General features: G+C 53.6%; 19 protein-coding genes and 2 other RNA genes. 5 read left to right on the top strand and 16 right to left on the bottom strand.

Annotation, left to right across the window (positions count from 1 at the left end; translation table 11 throughout):
- Positions 1-12: 12 nt before the first annotated feature.
- The 10 genes from VXK30_RS06530 to ffs form a co-directional block, all read right to left on the bottom strand.
- Positions 13-1401: a radical SAM protein gene (locus tag VXK30_RS06530; RefSeq protein WP_275713916.1), complete on the bottom strand. Its 1389-nt coding sequence runs from the start codon at positions 1399-1401 to the stop codon at positions 13-15.
- Positions 1402-1450: 49 nt separating this feature from the next.
- Positions 1451-1984, bottom strand: a complete 534-nt coding sequence (locus tag VXK30_RS06525) for a hypothetical protein (protein ID WP_275713915.1) — start codon at positions 1982-1984, stop codon at positions 1451-1453.
- Positions 1985-2147: 163 nt separating this feature from the next.
- Positions 2148-3212 carry a HAMP domain-containing sensor histidine kinase gene (locus VXK30_RS06520; RefSeq protein WP_442867968.1) on the bottom strand — a complete coding sequence of 355 codons (1065 nt, stop codon included), beginning with the start codon at positions 3210-3212 and terminating at the stop codon, positions 2148-2150.
- A complete protein-coding gene (locus VXK30_RS06515; protein WP_275713914.1) occupies positions 3209-3880 on the bottom strand; it encodes a response regulator transcription factor in 672 nt (223 codons plus the stop codon). Before VXK30_RS06515 ends, VXK30_RS06520 begins: the two co-directional genes overlap by 4 nt.
- Before the next feature lie 768 nt (positions 3881-4648).
- Positions 4649-4996, bottom strand: a transfer-messenger RNA (tmRNA) gene (gene ssrA, locus VXK30_RS06510).
- A 79-nt stretch (positions 4997-5075) separates the two neighbouring features.
- The gene (gene smpB / locus VXK30_RS06505) at positions 5076-5540 is read right to left on the bottom strand and encodes an SsrA-binding protein SmpB (RefSeq protein WP_275716654.1); all 465 of its coding nucleotides are present in this window, start codon (positions 5538-5540) and stop codon (positions 5076-5078) included.
- 76 nt (positions 5541-5616) lie between these two features.
- Positions 5617-6219, bottom strand: coding sequence for a recombination mediator RecR (recR, locus tag VXK30_RS06500; protein WP_275716656.1), 603 nt, complete (start codon positions 6217-6219; stop codon positions 5617-5619).
- 2 nt (positions 6220-6221) lie between these two features.
- On the bottom strand, positions 6222-6572 hold the full coding sequence (locus tag VXK30_RS06495) for a YbaB/EbfC family nucleoid-associated protein (RefSeq protein WP_275716658.1): 351 nt from the start codon (positions 6570-6572) through the stop codon (positions 6222-6224).
- A 24-nt stretch (positions 6573-6596) separates the two neighbouring features.
- Positions 6597-8234, bottom strand: a complete 1638-nt coding sequence (gene dnaX / locus VXK30_RS06490) for a DNA polymerase III subunit gamma/tau (RefSeq protein ID WP_275716660.1) — start codon at positions 8232-8234, stop codon at positions 6597-6599.
- A gap of 75 nt (positions 8235-8309) precedes the next feature.
- An RNA gene (gene ffs / locus VXK30_RS06485) (signal recognition particle sRNA small type) lies at positions 8310-8408 on the bottom strand.
- 196 nt (positions 8409-8604) lie between these two features.
- Here ffs and VXK30_RS06480 point away from each other — a divergent pair.
- The 5 genes from VXK30_RS06480 to VXK30_RS06460 all read left to right on the top strand — a co-directional run bounded on the left by VXK30_RS06480 (position 8605) and on the right by VXK30_RS06460 (position 12230).
- Entirely contained in the window at positions 8605-8865 is a 261-nt protein-coding gene (locus VXK30_RS06480) for an autorepressor SdpR family transcription factor (protein WP_275716662.1), read from the top strand.
- 14 nt (positions 8866-8879) lie between these two features.
- Complete coding sequence (locus VXK30_RS06475; protein ID WP_275716664.1) at positions 8880-9515, top strand: SdpI family protein; 636 nt, start codon at positions 8880-8882, stop codon at positions 9513-9515.
- A 447-nt stretch (positions 9516-9962) separates the two neighbouring features.
- Complete coding sequence (locus VXK30_RS06470; protein ID WP_275716665.1) at positions 9963-10589, top strand: motility protein A; 627 nt, start codon at positions 9963-9965, stop codon at positions 10587-10589.
- 6 nt (positions 10590-10595) lie between these two features.
- Entirely contained in the window at positions 10596-11375 is a 780-nt protein-coding gene (locus tag VXK30_RS06465; protein WP_275716667.1) for an OmpA/MotB family protein, read from the top strand.
- 291 nt (positions 11376-11666) lie between these two features.
- Positions 11667-12230 (top strand): uracil-DNA glycosylase, encoded by a 564-nt coding sequence (locus VXK30_RS06460; RefSeq protein ID WP_275716669.1) that lies wholly within the window; start codon positions 11667-11669, stop codon positions 12228-12230.
- Between the two features lie 49 nt (positions 12231-12279).
- Here the strand turns inward: VXK30_RS06460 and VXK30_RS06455 are convergent, their stop codons facing one another.
- The 6 genes from VXK30_RS06455 to VXK30_RS06430 all read right to left on the bottom strand — a co-directional run bounded on the left by VXK30_RS06455 (position 12280) and on the right by VXK30_RS06430 (position 18950).
- Complete coding sequence (locus tag VXK30_RS06455) at positions 12280-13533, bottom strand: glycosyltransferase family 4 protein (protein ID WP_275716671.1); 1254 nt, start codon at positions 13531-13533, stop codon at positions 12280-12282.
- 37 nt (positions 13534-13570) lie between these two features.
- Positions 13571-14662, bottom strand: coding sequence for a non-hydrolyzing UDP-N-acetylglucosamine 2-epimerase (gene wecB / locus VXK30_RS06450; protein WP_275716673.1), 1092 nt, complete (start codon positions 14660-14662; stop codon positions 13571-13573).
- A gap of 16 nt (positions 14663-14678) precedes the next feature.
- Positions 14679-15779, bottom strand: a complete 1101-nt coding sequence (locus tag VXK30_RS06445; protein WP_275716675.1) for a Gfo/Idh/MocA family protein — start codon at positions 15777-15779, stop codon at positions 14679-14681.
- 93 nt (positions 15780-15872) lie between these two features.
- A complete protein-coding gene (locus VXK30_RS06440) occupies positions 15873-17192 on the bottom strand; it encodes a nucleotide sugar dehydrogenase (RefSeq protein WP_275716677.1) in 1320 nt (439 codons plus the stop codon).
- A gap of 18 nt (positions 17193-17210) precedes the next feature.
- The gene (locus VXK30_RS06435) at positions 17211-18338 is read right to left on the bottom strand and encodes a DegT/DnrJ/EryC1/StrS family aminotransferase (protein ID WP_275716679.1); all 1128 of its coding nucleotides are present in this window, start codon (positions 18336-18338) and stop codon (positions 17211-17213) included.
- Complete coding sequence (locus VXK30_RS06430) at positions 18339-18950, bottom strand: acyltransferase (RefSeq protein WP_275716681.1); 612 nt, start codon at positions 18948-18950, stop codon at positions 18339-18341.
- Between the last annotated feature and the right edge of the window lie 124 nt (positions 18951-19074).

Raw genomic sequence — 19074 nt, 5'->3', positions numbered from 1 at the left:
TCCTCAAATCTTTCACAATGCAGAACTTTTCTGATTTACTTCACATCCGGCGCAGCACCCGGAACATTCCCAGAGATCATCCGCCACGGGAGCCCAGCGCTCGGCGGGCATTTTGCACTTCGCGGAAAGATCGCGAACGTTTTCGGGACTTTCCAGATCGGTGGAGTGAGCGTCGGAGCTCTCCACCATCGACGCCAGCCGGCCGGGATTATCCAGCAGAGGGCAGGGGCGCAGGTGGTTTTCATTGAAGGGCTGGTCCTTCCGGTACGCCATGAACAGGGGCGACCGCAGGGCTTCCAGCAGAGTCTTCTCGCGGATGTTGGAGTCCGAGTAGTGGATGAACGCGCACGGTTCGATGTCCCCGCCCGCGTTGATGTGGAAGTACCGTCTGCCGCCGGCAATGCATCCTTCCACATACTCTCCGTCGTTCCAGAAATCCATGGTAAAGATCGGCTTGGTCTCCCGGAATTTACGGATCTGGCGATACATGAACGCTCGCTGTTCGGCGCTGACCATCAGTTCCGGCACGGCCGCGTTACCAACCGGCATGTAGGTAAAGAACCAGCAGAATTTGGCACCCCAGTCGATCATCTGGTCGAAGTATTCCTCCGAGCCGATCATTTCGCAGTTCTTGCTCGTGTAGCAGCAGGAGATGCCGAACGGAAGATGTTTGGCTTTTAGGATCGCCATAGCCTTCTCTACCTTTTTGAAGGTCCCTTCCCCACGGCGGAAATCGGTGTCCTTCTCGAATCCTTCGACGCTGATGGCGGGGATGAAATTTTTGACCCGCAGCATCTCGTCTGCAAAGGCTTCGTCGATCAGCGTGCCGTTGGTGAAGGCGGTAAACTGGCAATCAGGATGCGCCTCGCAAAGACGAATGATGTCCGCTTTCCGCACCAGGGGTTCCCCGCCCGAATACAGATAGAAATAAGTTCCCAGCTCCGTGCCCTGCCGGATGATGCTGTCGAGCGTCTCATAGGACATATTCAGCTTGTTGCCGTATTCGGCCGCCCAGCACCCGGTGCAGTGCAAATTGCATGCGGAGGTCGGGTCCATCAGGATCGCCCATGGGATATTGCAGCCGTACTGTTCCGAAAGGGCTTCCTGTTTCGGAAAACCGAACAGAGCGGCGTTCAGCACAAAATTGCGGAAGGTGCTCTTCAGAACGTCGTTGTCGATGTCCCTCCAGAGCCTCATAATATACTGATGCCAGACGTTCTCCGGATCGTCCACGATTTTATGGATCGTCTCTTTCGGGCCGTTCGAGCCGGAAAAATCCTTCCCCCATCCGATGCGGTCGACCCATGCCAGAAGCTTCGGCAGATTTTTCTCCGGGTCGCCCGAAAGGTAGTTCATGGCCTGATCCAAAGCAAATGCCTGGGCTTTTTCTTTTATGTTCATCGTCGATTCTCCCTTACGTTTTTGTTTGATCCCTGTCTACAGCCTTTTCTTATTTTGCCAGCAGGACATGGGCTTTTTCGCACACCTCGTACATTTCGTCATATTTCTGATCGATCAGTGGAGAGACTTTATCGGTCCTTTTCCTGCGGATGTTAAGGAAACAGAAATACGGCAGAATCCAGCCGATGAAGGCGGGGATCGCCAGAATGATGCAAAGCGGCAGCATACCGGCGAGATAGGCAAAAACGGAGCCTGCCATAAAGGCGGTCCCGACAAGGCCGACGCTGAACGCGGCGATCATGGCTCCGTTGGTCTTGGACTTTTCCAGGCTCTCGATCTGGCTGGCACAGGATTCAAACTGGCGCTGCAGCCTGCCCAGCTCCGCTTTGTTGCGGATTTTTCGGTCGCGCTTGAACTTCATAGTGATGGAGCCTACGCCCTGCACGGGGGTGGAAGTGTCCTCCAGAGTCCAACCGAAATTGGCATAGCCATCCGCATACACAGACTCCATGCTGCGGCTCACCGTGATGTCCTTATACTCGTAGCCGATGAAATTATTCTCGTTCTTCGTAATCTCAGCCATCATCAATAGCTCCTTTTCTTAAGTTTCGGATGACTTTCATCCATTTAACGTGTTCATCATAGCCGCGAAGTGTTTATGAATTGCTTACGAAATGTTTGAGAAATATTAAAATAAAAAACAGCCTTCCGAAAAACGGAAAGCTTGTTTTTGCCTTTCTAGTGATTTAAGCCTTTAATCTGACTGTAAACGTCGTCCCTTCACCGGGCTCACTTTTAACAGATAAAGAGCCGCCCGCAAGCTCAATGACCCGCAGCGAAAGGGCTAAACCGAGACCGTTGCCCTCCCCGGAGTGGGAGGTATCGCCCTGATAGAATTTGTCGAAGATGTGATTCATAGTTTCTTCGCTCATGCCGCAGCCGGTGTCTGAAACCGTTACGGTCACCGTATCCTCGTCCGAGGTTTGGGTCAATGTGACCGTCCCGCCCGGATCGGTGAACTTCAGCGCATTGGAAAGCAGATTATTCCAAACGATCTCCAGCATGCTTTCGTCCGCGCGGATCACGGCGCGGTCCTCGATGTCCGCCACGAATTCGATATTCTTTTGCTCCCACAGATCTTCAAAAACGAGCGCGCACTCGCTGAGCTGCCGGCACAAGTCAAAGGGTTCGGCGGAGGGGGTGATCTGCTGGTTTTCCAGTTTGTTGAGTTTCAGAATATTGGTAACCAGCGATGTGAGTTTCCGGGAAGCCGAAAAAATCGTGTCGGTATATTCTTTGCGCTGTTCAGCCGATAGGTTTTCTTTTTGGAGCGCCATGGCGTAACTCTGGATCACCGACAGCGGCGTTTTGATCTCGTGGGACACGTTGCTGATAAAATCGTTTTTCAGCGTTTCGATGCTGCCCAGTTCCTCCACCATCTTGTTGAAGTCCTCGAACATCACATCGATGTAGTCCTGCCTGTCGGCCCGGTGCATCGGCTCCAGATAAACCGAAAAATCGCCCCCGGCGACTTCTTTGGCCGCTTCGCTGAGCTTTTGCATCGGCCGATCGAATGCCCGGACCTTTTGCCGGGCGACGACAAGGCAGAAAACGGCGGTCACGATCGCCCAGTATCCGAGCATCCCCCAGATGAATTCCGGCGGCATGCTGCCATAGTCCACGTACTCGTCATAAATCATCCACTGTCCAGCGGACAGGGTCAGCAGCACAAAGTAGGTCAGCGCGTATTCCTTCCATGTGAAATGCTTCCTTTTGACCCGGTCGTCCCTTTCCGCCTTTTTTTCCTTCAAGATAGCACCGCCTTGTATCCCAACCCGTGCACCGTGACGATTTTGAAATCCTTGCATAAGGAAAACTTGTCTCGCAACTTCGTGACATATACATCCACGGCCCTTAGGCTGGTGTCGCTGTCGACGCTCCAGAACTCGTCCATCAACTGCGCGCGGGAAAAGGTGTGCTTTGGATAGGAAAGCATCTTATAAAGGATGTTGAACTCCCGGGCCGTCACAGGAATTTCTTCCCCGTCCACCGTGGCGGTCCTTGCATCCGCATCCATCGCGAGGCTTCCAACTGTCAGCTTTTTTTCATTGGCAATATGCGCGCGGCGAAGCAGGGCGCCGACCCGCAGCACCAGTTCGTCTATGTTGATGGGTTTAACCATATAATCGTCGATGCCCGCCCCAAATCCCTTTTGCTTTGAGGAGATGTCATCCCTGGCGGTCATAAAGAGGATGGGGACCGTTTTGTCGATATTCCTTACCGCTTCGGCAAATTCAAAGCCGTCGATTTCCGGCATCATGATGTCGGAAATGATAAGATCGTACGGATTGTTATACATGAGGTCATAGGCCTCCCTTGGGTTCAGGCAGCCCTTGGCGGCATAACCGCTGTCGTTTAGGTATGTGCATACGATTTGATTGAGTTTACTGTCGTCTTCTACGACAAGGATATTCACCATATGAAAACCTCCCTTGCTATGTGGATCATAACAGACAAATGTTTGAGAATTGTTAAAGTCTTTATTTATGAAAAAATCCTGCCTTTAGTATAACTTATTTTTGCCTATATTTGTTGTTTCATCACAGAATAAAGCTCTACGAGAAAGAAATGTCAACCCAAAATCAAAGTACAAAAGTATGGATATCCCTGATGGGCGGCTTATAAGGCGCACTTTTTCACGATTCCCTCAAACCTTTTCACGTTCCCTAACTTTTTCAAGAAAGATAATGGAACGCTACAGAGCAGGGTGCGTCTTTTCACGATACGGGTGTAAAAAACAAAAAGCCGCCCACCAGGGCTGCCAATTTCTCATATAAATAGAAAAAAGCCCAGTATTACTGGGATTTTTCATGCGTCAACATTGTATCAATATTGACGTTCTTTTATGGTGGAGATGACGAGAGTCGGGCGGTGCAATTTCTGCCCGCGTTCCGCGGGTCACTACCTTTTTCTATTTGTAAATTTAAAAGTTCTGCTGCTCCCGGCTTGCGCCGGAATCCGCTGTGGGCACCCCCTTCAAAGAAAAAAGACACCCCTTATGGGGTGCCTCTTTTCTTTGGTGGAGATGACGAGAGTCGGGCGGTGCAATTTCTACCCGCGTTCCGCGAGTCCCTGCCTTTTTTATTTGTAAATTTAAAAATTCTGCTGCTCCCGACTTGCGCCGGAATCCGCTGTGGGCACCCCCTTCAAAGAAAAAAGACACCCCTTATGGGGTGCCTCTTTTCTTTGGTGGAGATGACGAGAGTCGAACTCGTGTCCGAAAATCACTTACCAAAGCTTTCTACGAGTGTAGCCGTTGATTTTACATTCCCTCCCCGCAGCGCCCAAAGGCAGGCTCTGCGGCTCAGTAGCCTTTTGGTCATGACCGGGGTAAAGGCGTTCCCCGGTTCACGTTCACCGCTAATCGACGCCCTTATCCGGGCCGCGGTGTACCCGGTAAGGACGGCAGCCTAATTAGGCTGCGTACGCAACAGTATTGTTGTCGTTTAATTTTAAGTTTGCGGCTTTTAAAGCGGTTCCGCGCCGCTACTCGCTTACTAAGGCTCACAATCCCCGTCGAAGCCTTTACATCCCCATATTTAACCGACAGTAAACTTGTTTGCCTGATCCTATTATACACGCATTCCAAAGAAAAAAATACAAGAATATTTTTCTTACCGGTTCTTTTCCTTCATCGCGCGGTCGATATCCCGCTTTGCGGATTTCGCCGCCATATCTGCGCGTTTGTCATAAAGCTTTTTGCCTTTGCACAAACCGACCTGCACCTTGACCATGGACCCCTTCAGATAAACGGACAGCGGTATCAGCGAATAACCGTCCTGCTTGACCAGCCCGAACAAACGCATGATCTCGCGCCTGTGCATTAAAAGCCGCCGCACCCGCATAGGGTCCTGATTAAAAATATTGCCGTGTTCATAAGGGCTGATATGCATTCCGTTAATCAGAAGTTCTCCCTTGACAATGGAACACCACGCATCCTTCAGATTTACCTGCGCCTTGCGGAGCGATTTGACCTCTGTTCCGCGAAGCTCGATGCCCGCTTCCATGCTTTCTTCCACAAAGTAGTCGTGAAAGGCTTTTTTATTTTGCGCCAGCGTTTTTAAATTGTCTTTTGCCATTTAAAAAAGCCTCCCGTCCACGATGTTGGTATATGAGCATATCATACTCATTGAAAATTGTCAAGCATTCTGTCAACTACATCTCGCTGCGGCCCTCGATCGCGCGGGTCAGCGTTACCTCATCCGCATACTCCAGATCGCCGCCCACGGGAATTCCATAGGCAAGCCGCGTCACTCTGACGCCGAGAGGCTTCAGAAGGCGCGAAATATACATGGCGGTCGCCTCGCCCTCAACGGTCGGATTGGTCGCCATAATGACCTCTTTCACTTCACCGTTGTTCACACGCGCCAGAAGCTCCTTGATGCAAAGCTGATCCGGACCGACGCCGCTGAGCGGGGAAATGGCCCCGTGCAGCACATGATAGGTCGCGTTAAACTCGTTGGTACGCTCCAGCGCGATCACGTCGCGGGGGTCCTCCACCACACAGATGACGGATTTGTCCCGCGCCTCGTTGCGGCAGACGGGACAAAGCTCCTGGTCGGTCAGATTGCAGCATATTTTGCAATAATGTATTTTTTCGTGAGCGTCCATAATGGCGTCTGCGAAATTCTGCGCGCCCTCTTTGGAAAGGCCGAGCACATAATAGGCCAGCCGCTGCGCGCTCTTATGTCCGATGCCGGGCAGCCGCTCGAACTGCTCAATCAGGCGCGACAAAGGCGCCACGTTATAGGATGGCATCGTTAAAGCATACCCGGCATATTGATGCCGCCGGAGATTTTCTCCATGCGCTGGCTCTTGTCTGCGGCGGCGGCCCGGAGCGCCTCGTTAACAGCGGCGAGAACAAGGTCGGAAAGCATTTCCACATCTTCGGGGTCGACGACCTCGGGCTTGATATCGATGGCCTTTACCTCCATCTTACCCGTTACCGTTGCCTTTACGGCGTCCCCGCCGGCTGTTGCGGTATATTCCTTTGCTTCCAGCTCGGCTGTCGCCTGATCCATATCCTCCTGTATCTTCTGGGCCTGGCGCGCCAGCTGCTGCAAATTGGAAGCTCCGCCTCCGCCGTATCCCTGCGGCAATCTTGCTTTCATATCAAATTCCTCCTGTAAATCCTTTTATTTTTTGATAACCTGAATGCCCTCGCTCTCAGCCAGCCCGGCCAGCTGCGCGAGCGGATCCGTTTCCTTTTCGCTTTCACGGGCCTTGTAAGGGCCCAGCTTATAGGTCCTGCCCGTCACCTGCTGAATCGCCCTGCGCATATTTTCACGCTGGGCGGGCTCTCTCAGCAGCCGGAACGCCATATCGTTCGGCGCGTCGATCAGCACATAGGCACCGCTGATATAAGCGGCGGAGCCGTTGAACGCGGCCGCAATGGTATGGGAATAATTTTTCAGGATCTGAAGGATCTCCGGCCATTCGGAAAGGCGCTTCGCGTCCTTCTGCAGCTCCCCAATTTCCTTTTTGGGTTCCGCGACGGGGTCGTCCGGCCTTTCAAAGGAAGGCTCCGGCGGTTCCTCCTGCAGCATTTGTGCGGGCGGGCTTTCCGGTACCTTCACTTCCGGCTTTGGTTTCGTTTCCGGCTCCGCCGCCCTGACGGGCTTCGGCTTCGAAACAGCCGTGCCGCGCTCAAGGGCTTCTATGCGGCGAATCAGCGCGTCCGGCGTGGAATCCAGCTCCGGCGAACACAGGCGGATCATCGCCATTTCAAATTCGACGCGCCTGTCCCCTCCCCGGTACATCCGCTCCAGCGCGGACTGCATGGTATCCAGGCCGTGCAGAATGGCGGGCAGCGGCGTGGAAAGCGCCTGTTTTGTCAGGCTTTCGTACTCCGCGTCGGGTACGGCGATCATGTTGTGGGCATCCTTCGTAGTTTTGATCAGCATCAGATTCCGGAAATGGGAGGACAGCTCCTCACAGAGCCTCGCCATATCCTTGGAGGAATTGTGCAGCCGGTCGATCAGCTCCAGCGCGGCGCCGGAATCATGTTCCTTTATAGTGTCGGTCAGCTCAAAAAGATGTTCCCGCCCGACCAGACCGGCCGTTTCATTCACCACTTCCACCGTGATGTTTTTTCCACGGCCCAGGCACTGATCCAAAAGGGACAGCGCGTCGCGCAGGGCGCCGTCCGCCAGGCGCGCAATCAGGAGCGCGGCCTGCGGGTCGAGCTCCGCGTTTTCCTGCCGGGTAACATAAGTAAGGCGCTCCGCGATTTCCTTCGGCGGAATGCGGCGAAAATCAAAGCGCTGGCACCGCGACAAAATAGTCGCGGGCAGCTTGTGTACTTCCGTTGTCGCAAGGATAAAGATGACGTGGGCGGGCGGCTCTTCCAGCGTTTTGAGCAGCGCGTTGAACGCTCCCGTGGAGAGCATGTGCACCTCGTCGATAATATAAACCCGGTATTTCGCGGCCGCCGGGGTAAAATTGGCTTCCTCCCTCAAAGAGCGGATATTGTCTACGCCGTTGTTGCTGGCGGCGTCGATTTCCACAATGTCCATCAGCGAACCGGCGTCCGCGGCGCGGCAGATCTCACATTCGCCGCAGGGGTCGCCGTCCGCCGGGTGCAGGCAGTTGACCGCCTTGGCAAGAATCTTCGCACACGTGGTTTTCCCCGTTCCCCTGGAACCGGTAAACAGGTACGCATGAGCAATGCGGCCCGCCGTCAGTTCATTTTTCAGCGTAACGGTGACCTGCGGCTGGCCGACAACATCGGCAAACACCCTTGGCCTCCATTTCCTGTACAGAACCTGATACACGCGAACACCACCCCCAGACAAATTGAAAGCAAGACAGACCGTCATAGAACGGTTTATCATGCATCAGGATATGCAGACGAACAGACCGCCTGTATCGCGCGGGGCAGTCCACTTAATGCTGCTCGGTTCCCCGCCTGACATGGTTCATGGCGTCCCGCCGTACAGAGCCCGCCCGCCTGCATATCCTATTGCATGCATTTCTGCCTTGCTTCTCATTTCCGACTATCCTATTATAAACGATCCCGTTAAAAAAGACAACCTCTATTTTTTGAATCCCCCCCGCCCGCGTTGCTGAAAATCCATATTGACAATGGAAGGAAACGTGCTATTATACATTTAGATAAATTTCTAAATGAAAGGAACTGATGCTGTGTCGTTTCCTGAAACATTTAAGGCTCTTTCCGACCCGACACGCAGGGAAATCCTGAATATTCTGAAGGGCGGGGCGCTGCCCGCCGGGGAAATTTCAGAGCACTTCCCGATGACCGGCGCGACGGTTTCCCATCATCTGGCCATACTGAAGGACGCCGATTTGATTACGGACCGTAAATCCGGCAAATTTATCTACTATGAATTGAATCTGTCCGTCTTTGAAGAGGTCCTGAACTGGTTCCAAGGTTTTCTTAGATAAGGAGAATGTATGCAATGAAAAATAAAATCGGTAAATATCTGTATTGGCTGGCCGCGGTGTTTCCCTTTCTTCTGTCGGCGGCCTTCTATTCCCGGCTGCCGGAGACGATGCCCACGCACTGGGATATACAGGGAAATCCCAACGGCTATTCCTCCCGCTTTTTCGCCGCGTTCGGGCTTCCCGCCATCCTTCTGATTTGCACGGTATTTGTAAATTTCAGCATTTCCGCCGACCCGAAAAAGCAAAATATCGACCGCTCCCCGCAGATGAAGCTGATCTCCAGATGGCTGATCGTCATCGTCGCCAACGTAACGCAGGCTTCTGTCATTGCGAAAGTGCTGTACAAGGACTTCAATATCAGTGTGCTGATCACCGTCCTCGTCGGTATTGTGATTGCCGTCTTAGGCAACTATCTTCCCAAATGCAAGCCGAATTATACGGTGGGAATCAAGCTGCCGTGGACGCTGGCCAGCGAGGAGAACTGGAGAAAAACGCACCGGTTGGCCGGTTTTGTCTGGATTGCGGGCGGGATTATGATCGCCGCTTCCGCGTTTACTCCCTATAAATGGCTTATGATCGCGGCTGTCGTCCTGCTGAGCGTTATTCCGGCCGCATACTCTTACTACCTCTACCGGAAGGGCGATGTCTGACACCGCCATTTGAGAATTTCCTTCTGACCGGCGACAATGGCTGGTCTGAAGGGAATTCCTGTTTTACCCCCAAAACACGGTGTATTGCCTTAAAAGTGCAGAAAAGACGAAATAAACAAGGAAACAGCAACCAGGTCACATTTTTTATGTTTTGGCTGTGTAATCATGATATTTAGGCTGATTCCCCTAAAATATCTGACGAATCGTCCGATATACAAAACAATGGGAAATTTTAGTTCTTTAGGGGGTCTTTCAATGAAGAAACCAGCCATCTCTACGATGATTGGATTTGGGATCGGGATCTTTTGTATCATTTATTCAATCAGATTATCAGGAAATTTCAGTTCCTTTTTAAACTGGCCCTCTGTTTTTATTACGGTAGGCGGCACAACAGGCGTTATTGTCGTTTCGTTCCCGCCAAGCAAATTGAAAACGCTCGGGCGGGTTATGAAAAAATCTTTCAAAAAAGTGCAGTATGATTTTGTAAAAGACATTCAGACGATCGTGTCACTCAGCGAGATTGCCAGAAGCAAAGGGCTTCTGGCCCTTGAAGACGCTGCCCCCAAGTATGCCGACGACGAGTTCCTTCAGAAGGGGATCCTGCTGATCGCGGACGGCGTCGGCGAGGATGTGCTCAAAAAAGCCCTCCGGTCGGAAATCTATTTCGCTAAGAAAAGGCATCAGGACGGGCACGCCATGCTGGATATGATCGCCTCCACCTCAACCTCCCTGGGCCTTCTCGGAACGTATATCGGCCTGATTCCCATGCTGGAAAACCTGGAGGACCCGACCAAGCTGGGACCTTTGATGGCAATCGAACTGGTTACTTCCTTTTACGGCGCCTTTATCGCCTATGTCGTTTTTATGCCGATGTCAAAAAGGCTCAAGGTGATGAGCGCGGACGAAGCGCTGAGAAAGGAATTTTTGCTCGAGGGGCTGACTTCCATTATGGAAGGAAAAAATCCGAGGACTATCCAGGAAAATATGATTTCCTGCCTGACGAAAAAGGATGTCAAAAAAATGGGCTCGGTCAGTAAGCAGATACATGAACTGAAGATGAAGGGGGTTGCATAATAACTCATGCCGGAGGATGAAAAATATTTCGATATGGACGAACCGGAAGGCGGAGATGATGATGAAGCTCCCGCTTGGCTGACCAGTTACAGCGACATGATGACCGACCTGCTGGCGATTTTTGTAATCCTGTTTTCCTTCGCCATGATGGCCGTATCTCAGCAAAACTACAGCATCAGGACTGAATTGGAAAAGAGCAAACAGGCTGCCGCCGGCAACGCATCCGTTGCTCAGGAGACGGTAAGCGGGACAGCAAGCCAAGCGGAAAATCAAGCGGCGAATAATGATTTTGATGAGATTTATGAATCCATTCAGAAAAAAATCAATCAAAGCGGTTACTCCGAATCTATTTTGCTTGAAAAAGGCGAGGGATTTATTAAATTCCGTTTTAAGGACAACGTGCTGTTCTATCCGGACAGCCCCACTATGAGAGAATCCAGCTTCGATATCCTTCAATATATGGGCGGTCTTCTTTTGAGCGTGGACGACCAGATCGGTTCCATAGAGATCAGCGGACATACCGCCATGGCGGGAGATGAGTCCCAGAACAACTACTTTGCGTGGGAGCTTTCGTCCGACCGCGCCATTGCGGTACTGAAATTCTTTTCCAGCAAATGCGATCTTCCCCAATCCAAAATGATTGTTTCGGGGTATTCATATTACCATCCGGTAGCCGGCAACGAAGTGGAGGAAGGACGGTCACAGAACCGGCGCGTGGAAGTAAAGATCAACCGGACGGGATCCTCCGGGGATAAAATGGCAAGCTCCGCCGATGAACTCAATTAATAAAGAACAGCAATAACCTTTTTCCCCGCAGAACAGTTCTCCCCTGCCGCAGCGCGTAGGACGGCAGGGGAGATTTTTCGTCTTTCCCGTAAAATTTTCTGCACAACGGCATTCGATTTTGCGATATTCATGCTATAATAACCTTACAGCGCAAGCCGAAGCAAAGCTTCGGGCGCCTGAGAGAACATGGAAGCATGACAGGCGCACATCTTGGGAAGAGAAAAAAATACCTTTGTGACGATTGTCATGCCATCATGAAAAGAGGATTCAAATAGGAAGGTGGATACCGCATTGTTTGATAACTGGGAAGAACTGAAATCCGCTTGTCTGGAATGCCGCAAATGCGATCTGTGCACCGGGCGGACCAACGTTGTGTTCGGTGTCGGAAACGAGAAAGCCAGCGTGCTGCTGATCGGAGAAGGCCCCGGCGAAAACGAGGATTTGCAGGGGGAACCGTTTGTAGGCCGGAGCGGGCAGCTGCTTGACAAAATGCTGGATGCCGTCGACCTTGACCGGCACAAAAATATTTACATCGCGAATATCGTCAAATGCAGGCCGCCGCAGAACCGCGACCCGCTTCCGGAAGAGCAGGAGCTGTGCATCGGCTGGCTGCGCAACCAGGTGGCGCTGATCCGCCCGAAAATCATTGTCTGCCTCGGCCGCATCGCCGCCATGAAGATCATCAAGCCGGACATCAAAATCACCAGGGAACACGGTATTTTCTTTGAACGGAACGGCGTTCTGATGATGGCCACGCTCCACCCCGCTGCGCTTCTGCGCAACCCAAGCAGCAAACCCGACGCGTTTGACGATTTCATCAAGCTGCGCGACAAAATCAAAGAGCTCGGACTATAAAAGAGGGCAGCCGGACCGGCTGCCCTCTCTGCTTCTGAAAAGCAATCAGCTATTTTGTTTTGGGTTCATAGGGCATGGAAAATACGTCGAGGAATTTCTGCGACAGCACGTCATACTCATTGTTCCGCAGGATGTATTCCCTGCCGCGGCGGCCCATGGTGTTCAGCTCTTCTTTGGAAAGGCCGGCAAGCTTCTTCGCCGCCTTCGCGATGGCCGAGCTGTCCTCCGGCGGAATGGAAATTCCGCATTTGGCGTCCTTCACCATGTCGTTTCCGGCTTCAATCGCGAAAATGACCGGCTTTGCGGCCATCATATAGTCCATCAGCTTGTTCGGGCTGACCCCGAAACGGAACAGCGGCTGCCGCTGCAGCCCGACGTAAAGGGCGTCCATCTGACTTAGCAGCTCCGGAATCTGGTCGCGCCTGACCGGCTGCAGCATCTCCACGACATCGCGCAGGTTCCTGTCGATTACCTGCTGAGCGAGGCGCTCGCGTTCCGGGCCGGGGCCGACCATAATCAGCTTGATTTTTTTGCCGCGGAGCTTCTCCCCCGCCTGGACAAAACTGTCCAGCGCGTTGGCGATTCCGTGCGCGCCGGTGTAGCCGATCAGGAAATATCCTTCGTCATGGAACTGCTTCAGCAGCTCGTAATATACCGGCGGATCCGCCATCGGCTTTTCCCAGTCGGCTTTGACGATCCCGTTGGGGATACAGATGTATTTTTCCGGCTTCAAGCCGTGCTCCACCATATGTTCCTTCGCGTTCGGCAGAAGCGAAACGACATAGTCGCTGTTTTTATAGCAGTAATTTTCCGCCGCCTGCATCAGCATGATATAGGGGTGGCGCGGGCTCATGCCGCCGAGCTCGATCGGGCTGAGCGGCCAGAGGTCGTGCACCTCGTAAATCAGCATTGCCCCGTATTTTTTTGAGAGCCGGTGCGCGGGATAGATGTCCAGCGGATACGTGGAAGACGCAATGACCGCGTCGGGCTTTCCCTGCGCGGCGATCTGATCGGCGTATCGATAAAGGCCGTGCAGAAAGGACAGCATATTTCTGATTCGCCCCACGCCGTTGCCGTGGTACTCGGGGCCCTCAATCCAGAAATAGCGGACGCCGTCCAGCGTTTCCTCCATCGTCTTTTTCCCCTGCAGATCCGGGTTCACGGTGCGCAGATGGGAATAGGAGCTGGCGACAATCGTCACATTGTGACCGGCGGAGGCCCAGCGCTTCGCCATAAAATACGGGCGGAACTCCATTCCGTGCCGATCGGAACCGGCGTAGTGATTGATATAAATGATATTCATAAATTACCTCTTACCCTTTTACAGGAATTGCCTTGGTTTACGGACGCCCGCCCATTTCCCGTGACAGAGCATCCGCGATCTTCTTCGACGCGTTACCGTCGCCGAACGGCATCTGTTCGTGCGCGGCCTCGTCCACGACGGTGTGCATCGCCTTCCGGTAAATGTCCTCCGTGGTGAGCGCGGAAAGCACATTCCAGTTTCCTTCGAGCGTCTCCACCCATTCGGTTTCCCCGCGCAGCGTAATGCACGGCACCTTCATAAACCACGCCTCTTTCTGCAGGCCGCCCGAATCGGTCATGACCTGACAGGCGTTGGAGGTCAGAAGCAGCATTTCCAGATAGCCGACCGGATCGATCAGTTTGATATTCCGGAATCCGCACTTTTCAATCGCTTCCTGCGCGAGCGGCCTTGTCCTTGGGTGAATCGGCAGCACGACCAGCTGCGGAAGCTGCTCGAAGGCCTTGAAGATCGCAATGATCGCGTCAAGCCCGCCGTCGGTCGTTTCCGCGCGGTGCAGAGTGGCAAGGCGGTAGTTTTTCGGCTCGATGCCGAGCTGGGCGAAAATGGCGGTTTTGGACGGATTGTTTTTCGCAACCTGCAGAAAATGCAACACGGAATCCAGCATCACGTCCCCGCAGACGGAAACGCCGGCGGTAACGCCCTCTTTTTTCAGGTTGTCCGCCGCGGTCTTCGTCGGGCAGAAAAGCCATCTGGAAATATGGTCGGTCAGAACACGGTTCTGCTCCTCGGGCATGCGCATGTTGTAGGAGCGGAGCCCGGCTTCCACATGGGCGACCGGAATGTGCAGCTTGGACGCGGCCAAAGCGCCCGCCAGCGTGGAGTTGGTATCGCCGTAAACGAGCAGGATATCCGGCTTTTCTTCCAGAAGGACGTCTTCGATTTTCATCAGCATTTCGCCGGTCTGGTGCCCGTGGGAGCCGGAACCGACCCCCAGGTTGTAAGCCGGCCTGGGAATGGAAAGCTCCTCAAAGAACACGTCCGACATATTGCGGTCATAGTGCTGGCCGGTATGGACCAGCACCTCTGTGCAGACCGGCTTCAGCGCCGCCGATACCACCGACGCCTTGACAAACTGCGGCCTTGCGCCGACTACGGTTACAATTTTCATCTTCCGTTCCCCCGGCTCAGCGGCAGCGGACGTCGGAATCGTCCATGTCGAGCGTGGAGAAGCTCAGGCCCTCAAACGGAACCGCCTGACCTGTTTTCTGGGACTTGTAGGCGGCCAGAATAATCTTCATGGCCTTGATTCCCTCTTCGCCGCTCACAAGCGGGTCGGTGTGCGTGTTGACCGCACGGATATAATCGGCGTAAAGCAGATTGTGGCCGCTTCCGTAAACATCCTTCGGGTCCGTGCCGGCCAGCGCGGCAATGCGGGAATCCTGTTCCGCCGGGGTCTCAAAGTTCCAGGTTTCCACACGGTTGACGGCAATCCCCCCGATGACCGCGGTGCCCGTGCCGCCCAGAATGGTCAGCGTTTCCTCCAGATTTTTTGGGTATACGCAGGTGGTGCCTTCCACAAGGCCGATCGCGCCGTTTTTGAAGCGGATCAGGATGGCGCCGAAATCCTCGGCGTGAATGTCGCGCAGGTAATTTCCGGTCATAGCCATAATGGTCTCGGGTTCGCCGCCGAGGTTCCACTGAAGAAGGTCGATATCATGGATGCACTGGTTCATCAGCGTGCCGCCGTCCTGTTCCCAGGTGCCGCGCCACGGGGCCTGCTCGTAATACGGCATCCCGCGGTTCCAGAAAACGCAGGCCGTTCCGCTGACCAGCTTGCCGAAGCGCCCGTCCCCGATCGCCCTGTGGAGCTCCTGAATCGGCGCGTTGAAGCGGTTCTGGTGGCAGACGCCGAGTGCAACGCCCTTTTCCTTCGCCTCACGGATCATCTGCTCCGCGTCGGCGGTGCTCAGCGCCATTGGCTTTTCAATCAGGACATGCTTGCCGAGGCGGATGCAGTACAGCGCGATTTCCGCGTGATAGCCGCTCTCCGTGGCAATGGCGCAGCAGTCGATCTCCCGCTCGTCCAGCGCCTTTTTATAGTCCGCGTAAACAGCCGGTTTGACGCCGGTCGCCTCCAGATAATCATTTGCTTTTTTCTCGGCGTTTTCCAGCACCGGGTCACAGACCACAGCCAAATCCATGGTTTCGGCGTTTGCAATCGCCGCGGCGATATGATTTTTTGAAATGCGGCCGCAGCCGATCAAAGCAAAACGAAGCTTCTTCATCATCATTCTCCTTTATTACATTATTTTCCAAAACATCCCTGTTTATTCCACACAAAATTCCCCCGTCACTTTTCGGAAACGGGGGAGAATCTTTTATAAAAGCTCAATATTGGAACGGTCTTTTACATCCTTCATGGCGTTTCTGGTATCAAAAACCTCTTTGGAGAGCTTTTGGATCCTGTCATAGTCAAAGCAGGCGTGCGCCGTGCAGATGATGACGATATCCGCGCTTCTCAGCAGGTCGTCCGTCAGCTCCTTCGCGCCGGTGTAGGTAACGCCCTTGTGCCGGTATTCCGGAATATACGGGTCATAGTAAGTGGTGTCCGCGCCCTCTTTGACGAGGTGCTCGATGACGTTCAGCGCCGGGCTTTCGCGGTAATCGTCGATATCCGATTTATAGGCGACGCCGAGAACGAGCACCTTGGCGCCGTTCATCGCGGTCTTATTGCGGTTGAGGACCTTCATGGCGCGGTCGACGACATACTCGGGCATGCCGGTATTGATTTCGCCGGAGGTCTCGATCAGGCGGGTGTGGTAGTCGAACTCGCGGGCCTTCCAGGCAAGGTAAAACGGGTCGAGCGGAATGCAGTGTCCGCCGAGTCCCGGTCCCGGATAAAACGCCTGAAAGCCGTACGGCTTTGTTTTGGCCGCGTCGATCACGTCCCAGACATTGATGCCCATGCGGTTGCAGATGATCGCCATCTCGTTTGCAAGGCCGATATTGATGTTGCGGTAGGTGTTTTCGAGGAGCTTTTCCATTTCGGCAACGGCCGGGGAGGAAACCTCGTATACGCCGCCCTCCAGCACATTACGGTACAGCGCGGCGGCAACCTCCGTGCCGTCTTTTCCGACGCCGCCGACGACCTTCGGGGTATTTTTCGTCTTATACTGCTTGTTGCCCGGATCCACGCGCTCCGGCGAGAAGGCAAGGTAAAAATCCTCGCCGCATTTGAGGCCGCTTGCCTCAAGGATCGGCTTTAAAAGCTCCTCCGTGGTCCCCGGATAGGTGGTGGATTCGAGAATGATCACCATGCCCTTATGCAGGTATTTGGCAACGGATTCCGTGGAACCCTTCACATAGCTGATATCCGGCTGCTGGTACTTGTCCAGCGGAGTGGGAACGGCGATCGCCACCGCGTCCACGCCCTTGATGAAGGAAAAATCGCTGGTCGCGGAAAGGGCTCCGCTTTCGACCACGTGCTTGAGCGTATCGCCCACAATATCGCCGATATAATTCCGGCCCGCATTGACGGAATCGACCTTTTGGGACTGAACGTCAAAGCCGATGGTCCGGTAGCCGGCCTTTGCAAATTCCACGGCGAGGGGAAGTCCGACATACCCCAGGCCGACAATACCGACAACGGCGGACTTGTCCTGAATTTTATTCAATAACTCAGTTTTCACGTTTGACATTTAAATTCTCCTCATAAATCAGATATTTTGCAGCGTCGTGCAAATATAATCGATAACTTCTTCTGTGATATAGCCGTGCATCGGCAGGCTGAAAACCGTTTTACTGAGCTTTTCGCTCACGGGCAGATCGCCCTCCCGGTAGCCGAGCGGCGCGTACACCTTCTGCAGATGCAAAGGCAGGGGGTAATAAATCATGGTGGGGACCCCCGCCGCCTTCAGGGCGTCTGTCAGCTTTGAACGCTGCTCTTCGCTTTCCGCTTTCAGCGTATAATATCCATAGCTGGAGAAAAATCCGTCCTTTAAGACCGGCACCCGGAATTTGCCTTTCAGAAGCTCGGCATAGCGGGAAGCGGCCCAGTTGCGGTGCTGCGTCTCCTTGTCAAACTCGTGAAGCTTCGGCAGCAGAATGGCCGCCTGCAGGGTGTCCAGCCTTGCGTTCAAACCGATACGCACATTTTCATATTTAAAAGAACCCTTGCCGTGTACGCGGATGGAGACAAGCAGCCGATACATCTCTTCGTCGTCCGTAAAGACCGCGCCGCCGTCGCCGTAGCAGCCGAGCGCCTTTGCCGGGAAAAAGCTCGTCGCGGAAACGTCGCCGAAGCTGCAGGCCTTCCTGGAGCCGATCGCGCCGCCGAACCCCTGTGCCGCGTCCTCCATCAGGAAAAGGCCGTACTTTTTGCAAAGCGGCTCTATATTTGTAAAATCGGCGGGCTGGCCGAACAGGTCGACCGCGATCACGGCCTTTGGCTTTAGTCTGCCCTCTTCCAGCACCCTTTTAATCTGTTTTTCAAGGGATTCGGGATCCATGTTGAAAGTATCTTCGTCCACATCGCAGAAAACGGGGGTCGCCCCTAAAAAGCTGGCTACTTCCGCCGTAGCGAAAAAGGTGAACGCCGGAACAAACACAGCGTCGCCCTCGCCGATCCCCTTCGCCATCAGCGGCATCAGAAGCGCGTCGGTGCCGTTGCTGGTGCTGACGCAGTATTTGCGCCCCGTATAGCTGCAAAGCTCTTTTTCCAGTTCCTCCGTCTGGGGACCGGAAATAAAATGGCAGCCGCCGATCACATCGGCAATGCCTCTATCAATTTCGTCCTTTAAATGGCGGTATTGCGCGCCAAGGTCGTTAAAAGCAATCTTTTCCATTTATTTTGTTTCCTCCTGAAGGCCGTTTTCGGCCTGCACATATGTTTTCCCGCATTTTGGGCAGACCAAATCCCCGCTCAGTTTCTCCCCGCACTCACAGGCCCATCCGTGCTGACGGGCGGGATTGCCCATCATGACCGCATGGTCGGGAACGTCCTTTGTCACGACGCTGCCGGCCGCGATAAACGCGTTTTTTCCGATTCTGTGGCCGCAGACGATGGTGGCGTTCGCGCCGATGCTGGCGCCCTCCCCAATGGGGGTATGGGCGTAAAAGGCCGCGCCGCGCTGGGGATATTTGCAGCGCGGGCGCTGCACATTGGTAAACACCATGGATGGCCCGCAGAACACATAGTCGCTCAGCTCCACGCCCTCATAAATGGATACGTTGTTCTGGATTTTGCAGAAACTGCCGATCTTTACCCCCGGGGCCACAAACACATTCTGCCCGATGGAGCAGTTTTCGCCGATTTGGGAACCGCCGCCGATGTGGCAAAAATGCCATACTTTCGTACCGTTTCCAATTTTCGCGCCGTCATCCACACACGCGCTGGGATGTACAAAAAAATCTTCCTTGCCGTTCACATTAACACCATTCTTTACAAACTGCGGCAAAAATTTTTCCTGCTTCCGCCCGGCCCGACAGGCCGCCGCAGTTAAAAATTATTCTGCTATAACTTGTACATTATATAACCAACGGGGCTTTTAGTCAATATTTCAAAAGGCAATATAGTTGACA

This window comes from Caproiciproducens sp. CPB-2 (assembly GCF_036287215.1).
In the GTDB taxonomy this organism is placed as follows: Bacteria; Bacillota; Clostridia; order Oscillospirales; family Acutalibacteraceae; genus Caproiciproducens.
This window is presented reverse-complemented; position numbering and strand designations above follow the sequence as displayed.

What these genes read in the sequence shown, in the direction of transcription:
- VXK30_RS06465 (WP_275716667.1), top strand. Translation starts at nt 10,596, where the DNA reads ATGCCGGAGGATGAAAAATATTTCGATATGGACGAACCGGAAGGCGGA.
- VXK30_RS06530 (WP_275713916.1), bottom strand. Translation starts at nt 1,401, where the DNA reads ATGAACATAAAAGAAAAAGCCCAGGCATTTGCTTTGGATCAGGCCATG.
- VXK30_RS06525 (WP_275713915.1), bottom strand. Translation starts at nt 1,984, where the DNA reads ATGGCTGAGATTACGAAGAACGAGAATAATTTCATCGGCTACGAGTAT.
- VXK30_RS06470 (WP_275716665.1), top strand. Translation starts at nt 9,963, where the DNA reads ATGAAAAAATCTTTCAAAAAAGTGCAGTATGATTTTGTAAAAGACATT.
- VXK30_RS06475 (WP_275716664.1), top strand. Translation starts at nt 8,880, where the DNA reads ATGAAAAATAAAATCGGTAAATATCTGTATTGGCTGGCCGCGGTGTTT.
- VXK30_RS06435 (WP_275716679.1), bottom strand. Translation starts at nt 18,338, where the DNA reads ATGGAAAAGATTGCTTTTAACGACCTTGGCGCGCAATACCGCCATTTA.
- VXK30_RS06440 (WP_275716677.1), bottom strand. Translation starts at nt 17,192, where the DNA reads ATGTCAAACGTGAAAACTGAGTTATTGAATAAAATTCAGGACAAGTCC.
- recR (WP_275716656.1), bottom strand. Translation starts at nt 6,219, where the DNA reads ATGCCATCCTATAACGTGGCGCCTTTGTCGCGCCTGATTGAGCAGTTC.
- wecB (WP_275716673.1), bottom strand. Translation starts at nt 14,662, where the DNA reads ATGAAAATTGTAACCGTAGTCGGCGCAAGGCCGCAGTTTGTCAAGGCG.
- smpB (WP_275716654.1), bottom strand. Translation starts at nt 5,540, where the DNA reads ATGGCAAAAGACAATTTAAAAACGCTGGCGCAAAATAAAAAAGCCTTT.
- VXK30_RS06455 (WP_275716671.1), bottom strand. Translation starts at nt 13,533, where the DNA reads ATGAATATCATTTATATCAATCACTACGCCGGTTCCGATCGGCACGGA.
- VXK30_RS06495 (WP_275716658.1), bottom strand. Translation starts at nt 6,572, where the DNA reads ATGAAAGCAAGATTGCCGCAGGGATACGGCGGAGGCGGAGCTTCCAAT.
- VXK30_RS06515 (WP_275713914.1), bottom strand. Translation starts at nt 3,880, where the DNA reads ATGGTGAATATCCTTGTCGTAGAAGACGACAGTAAACTCAATCAAATC.
- VXK30_RS06445 (WP_275716675.1), bottom strand. Translation starts at nt 15,779, where the DNA reads ATGAAGAAGCTTCGTTTTGCTTTGATCGGCTGCGGCCGCATTTCAAAA.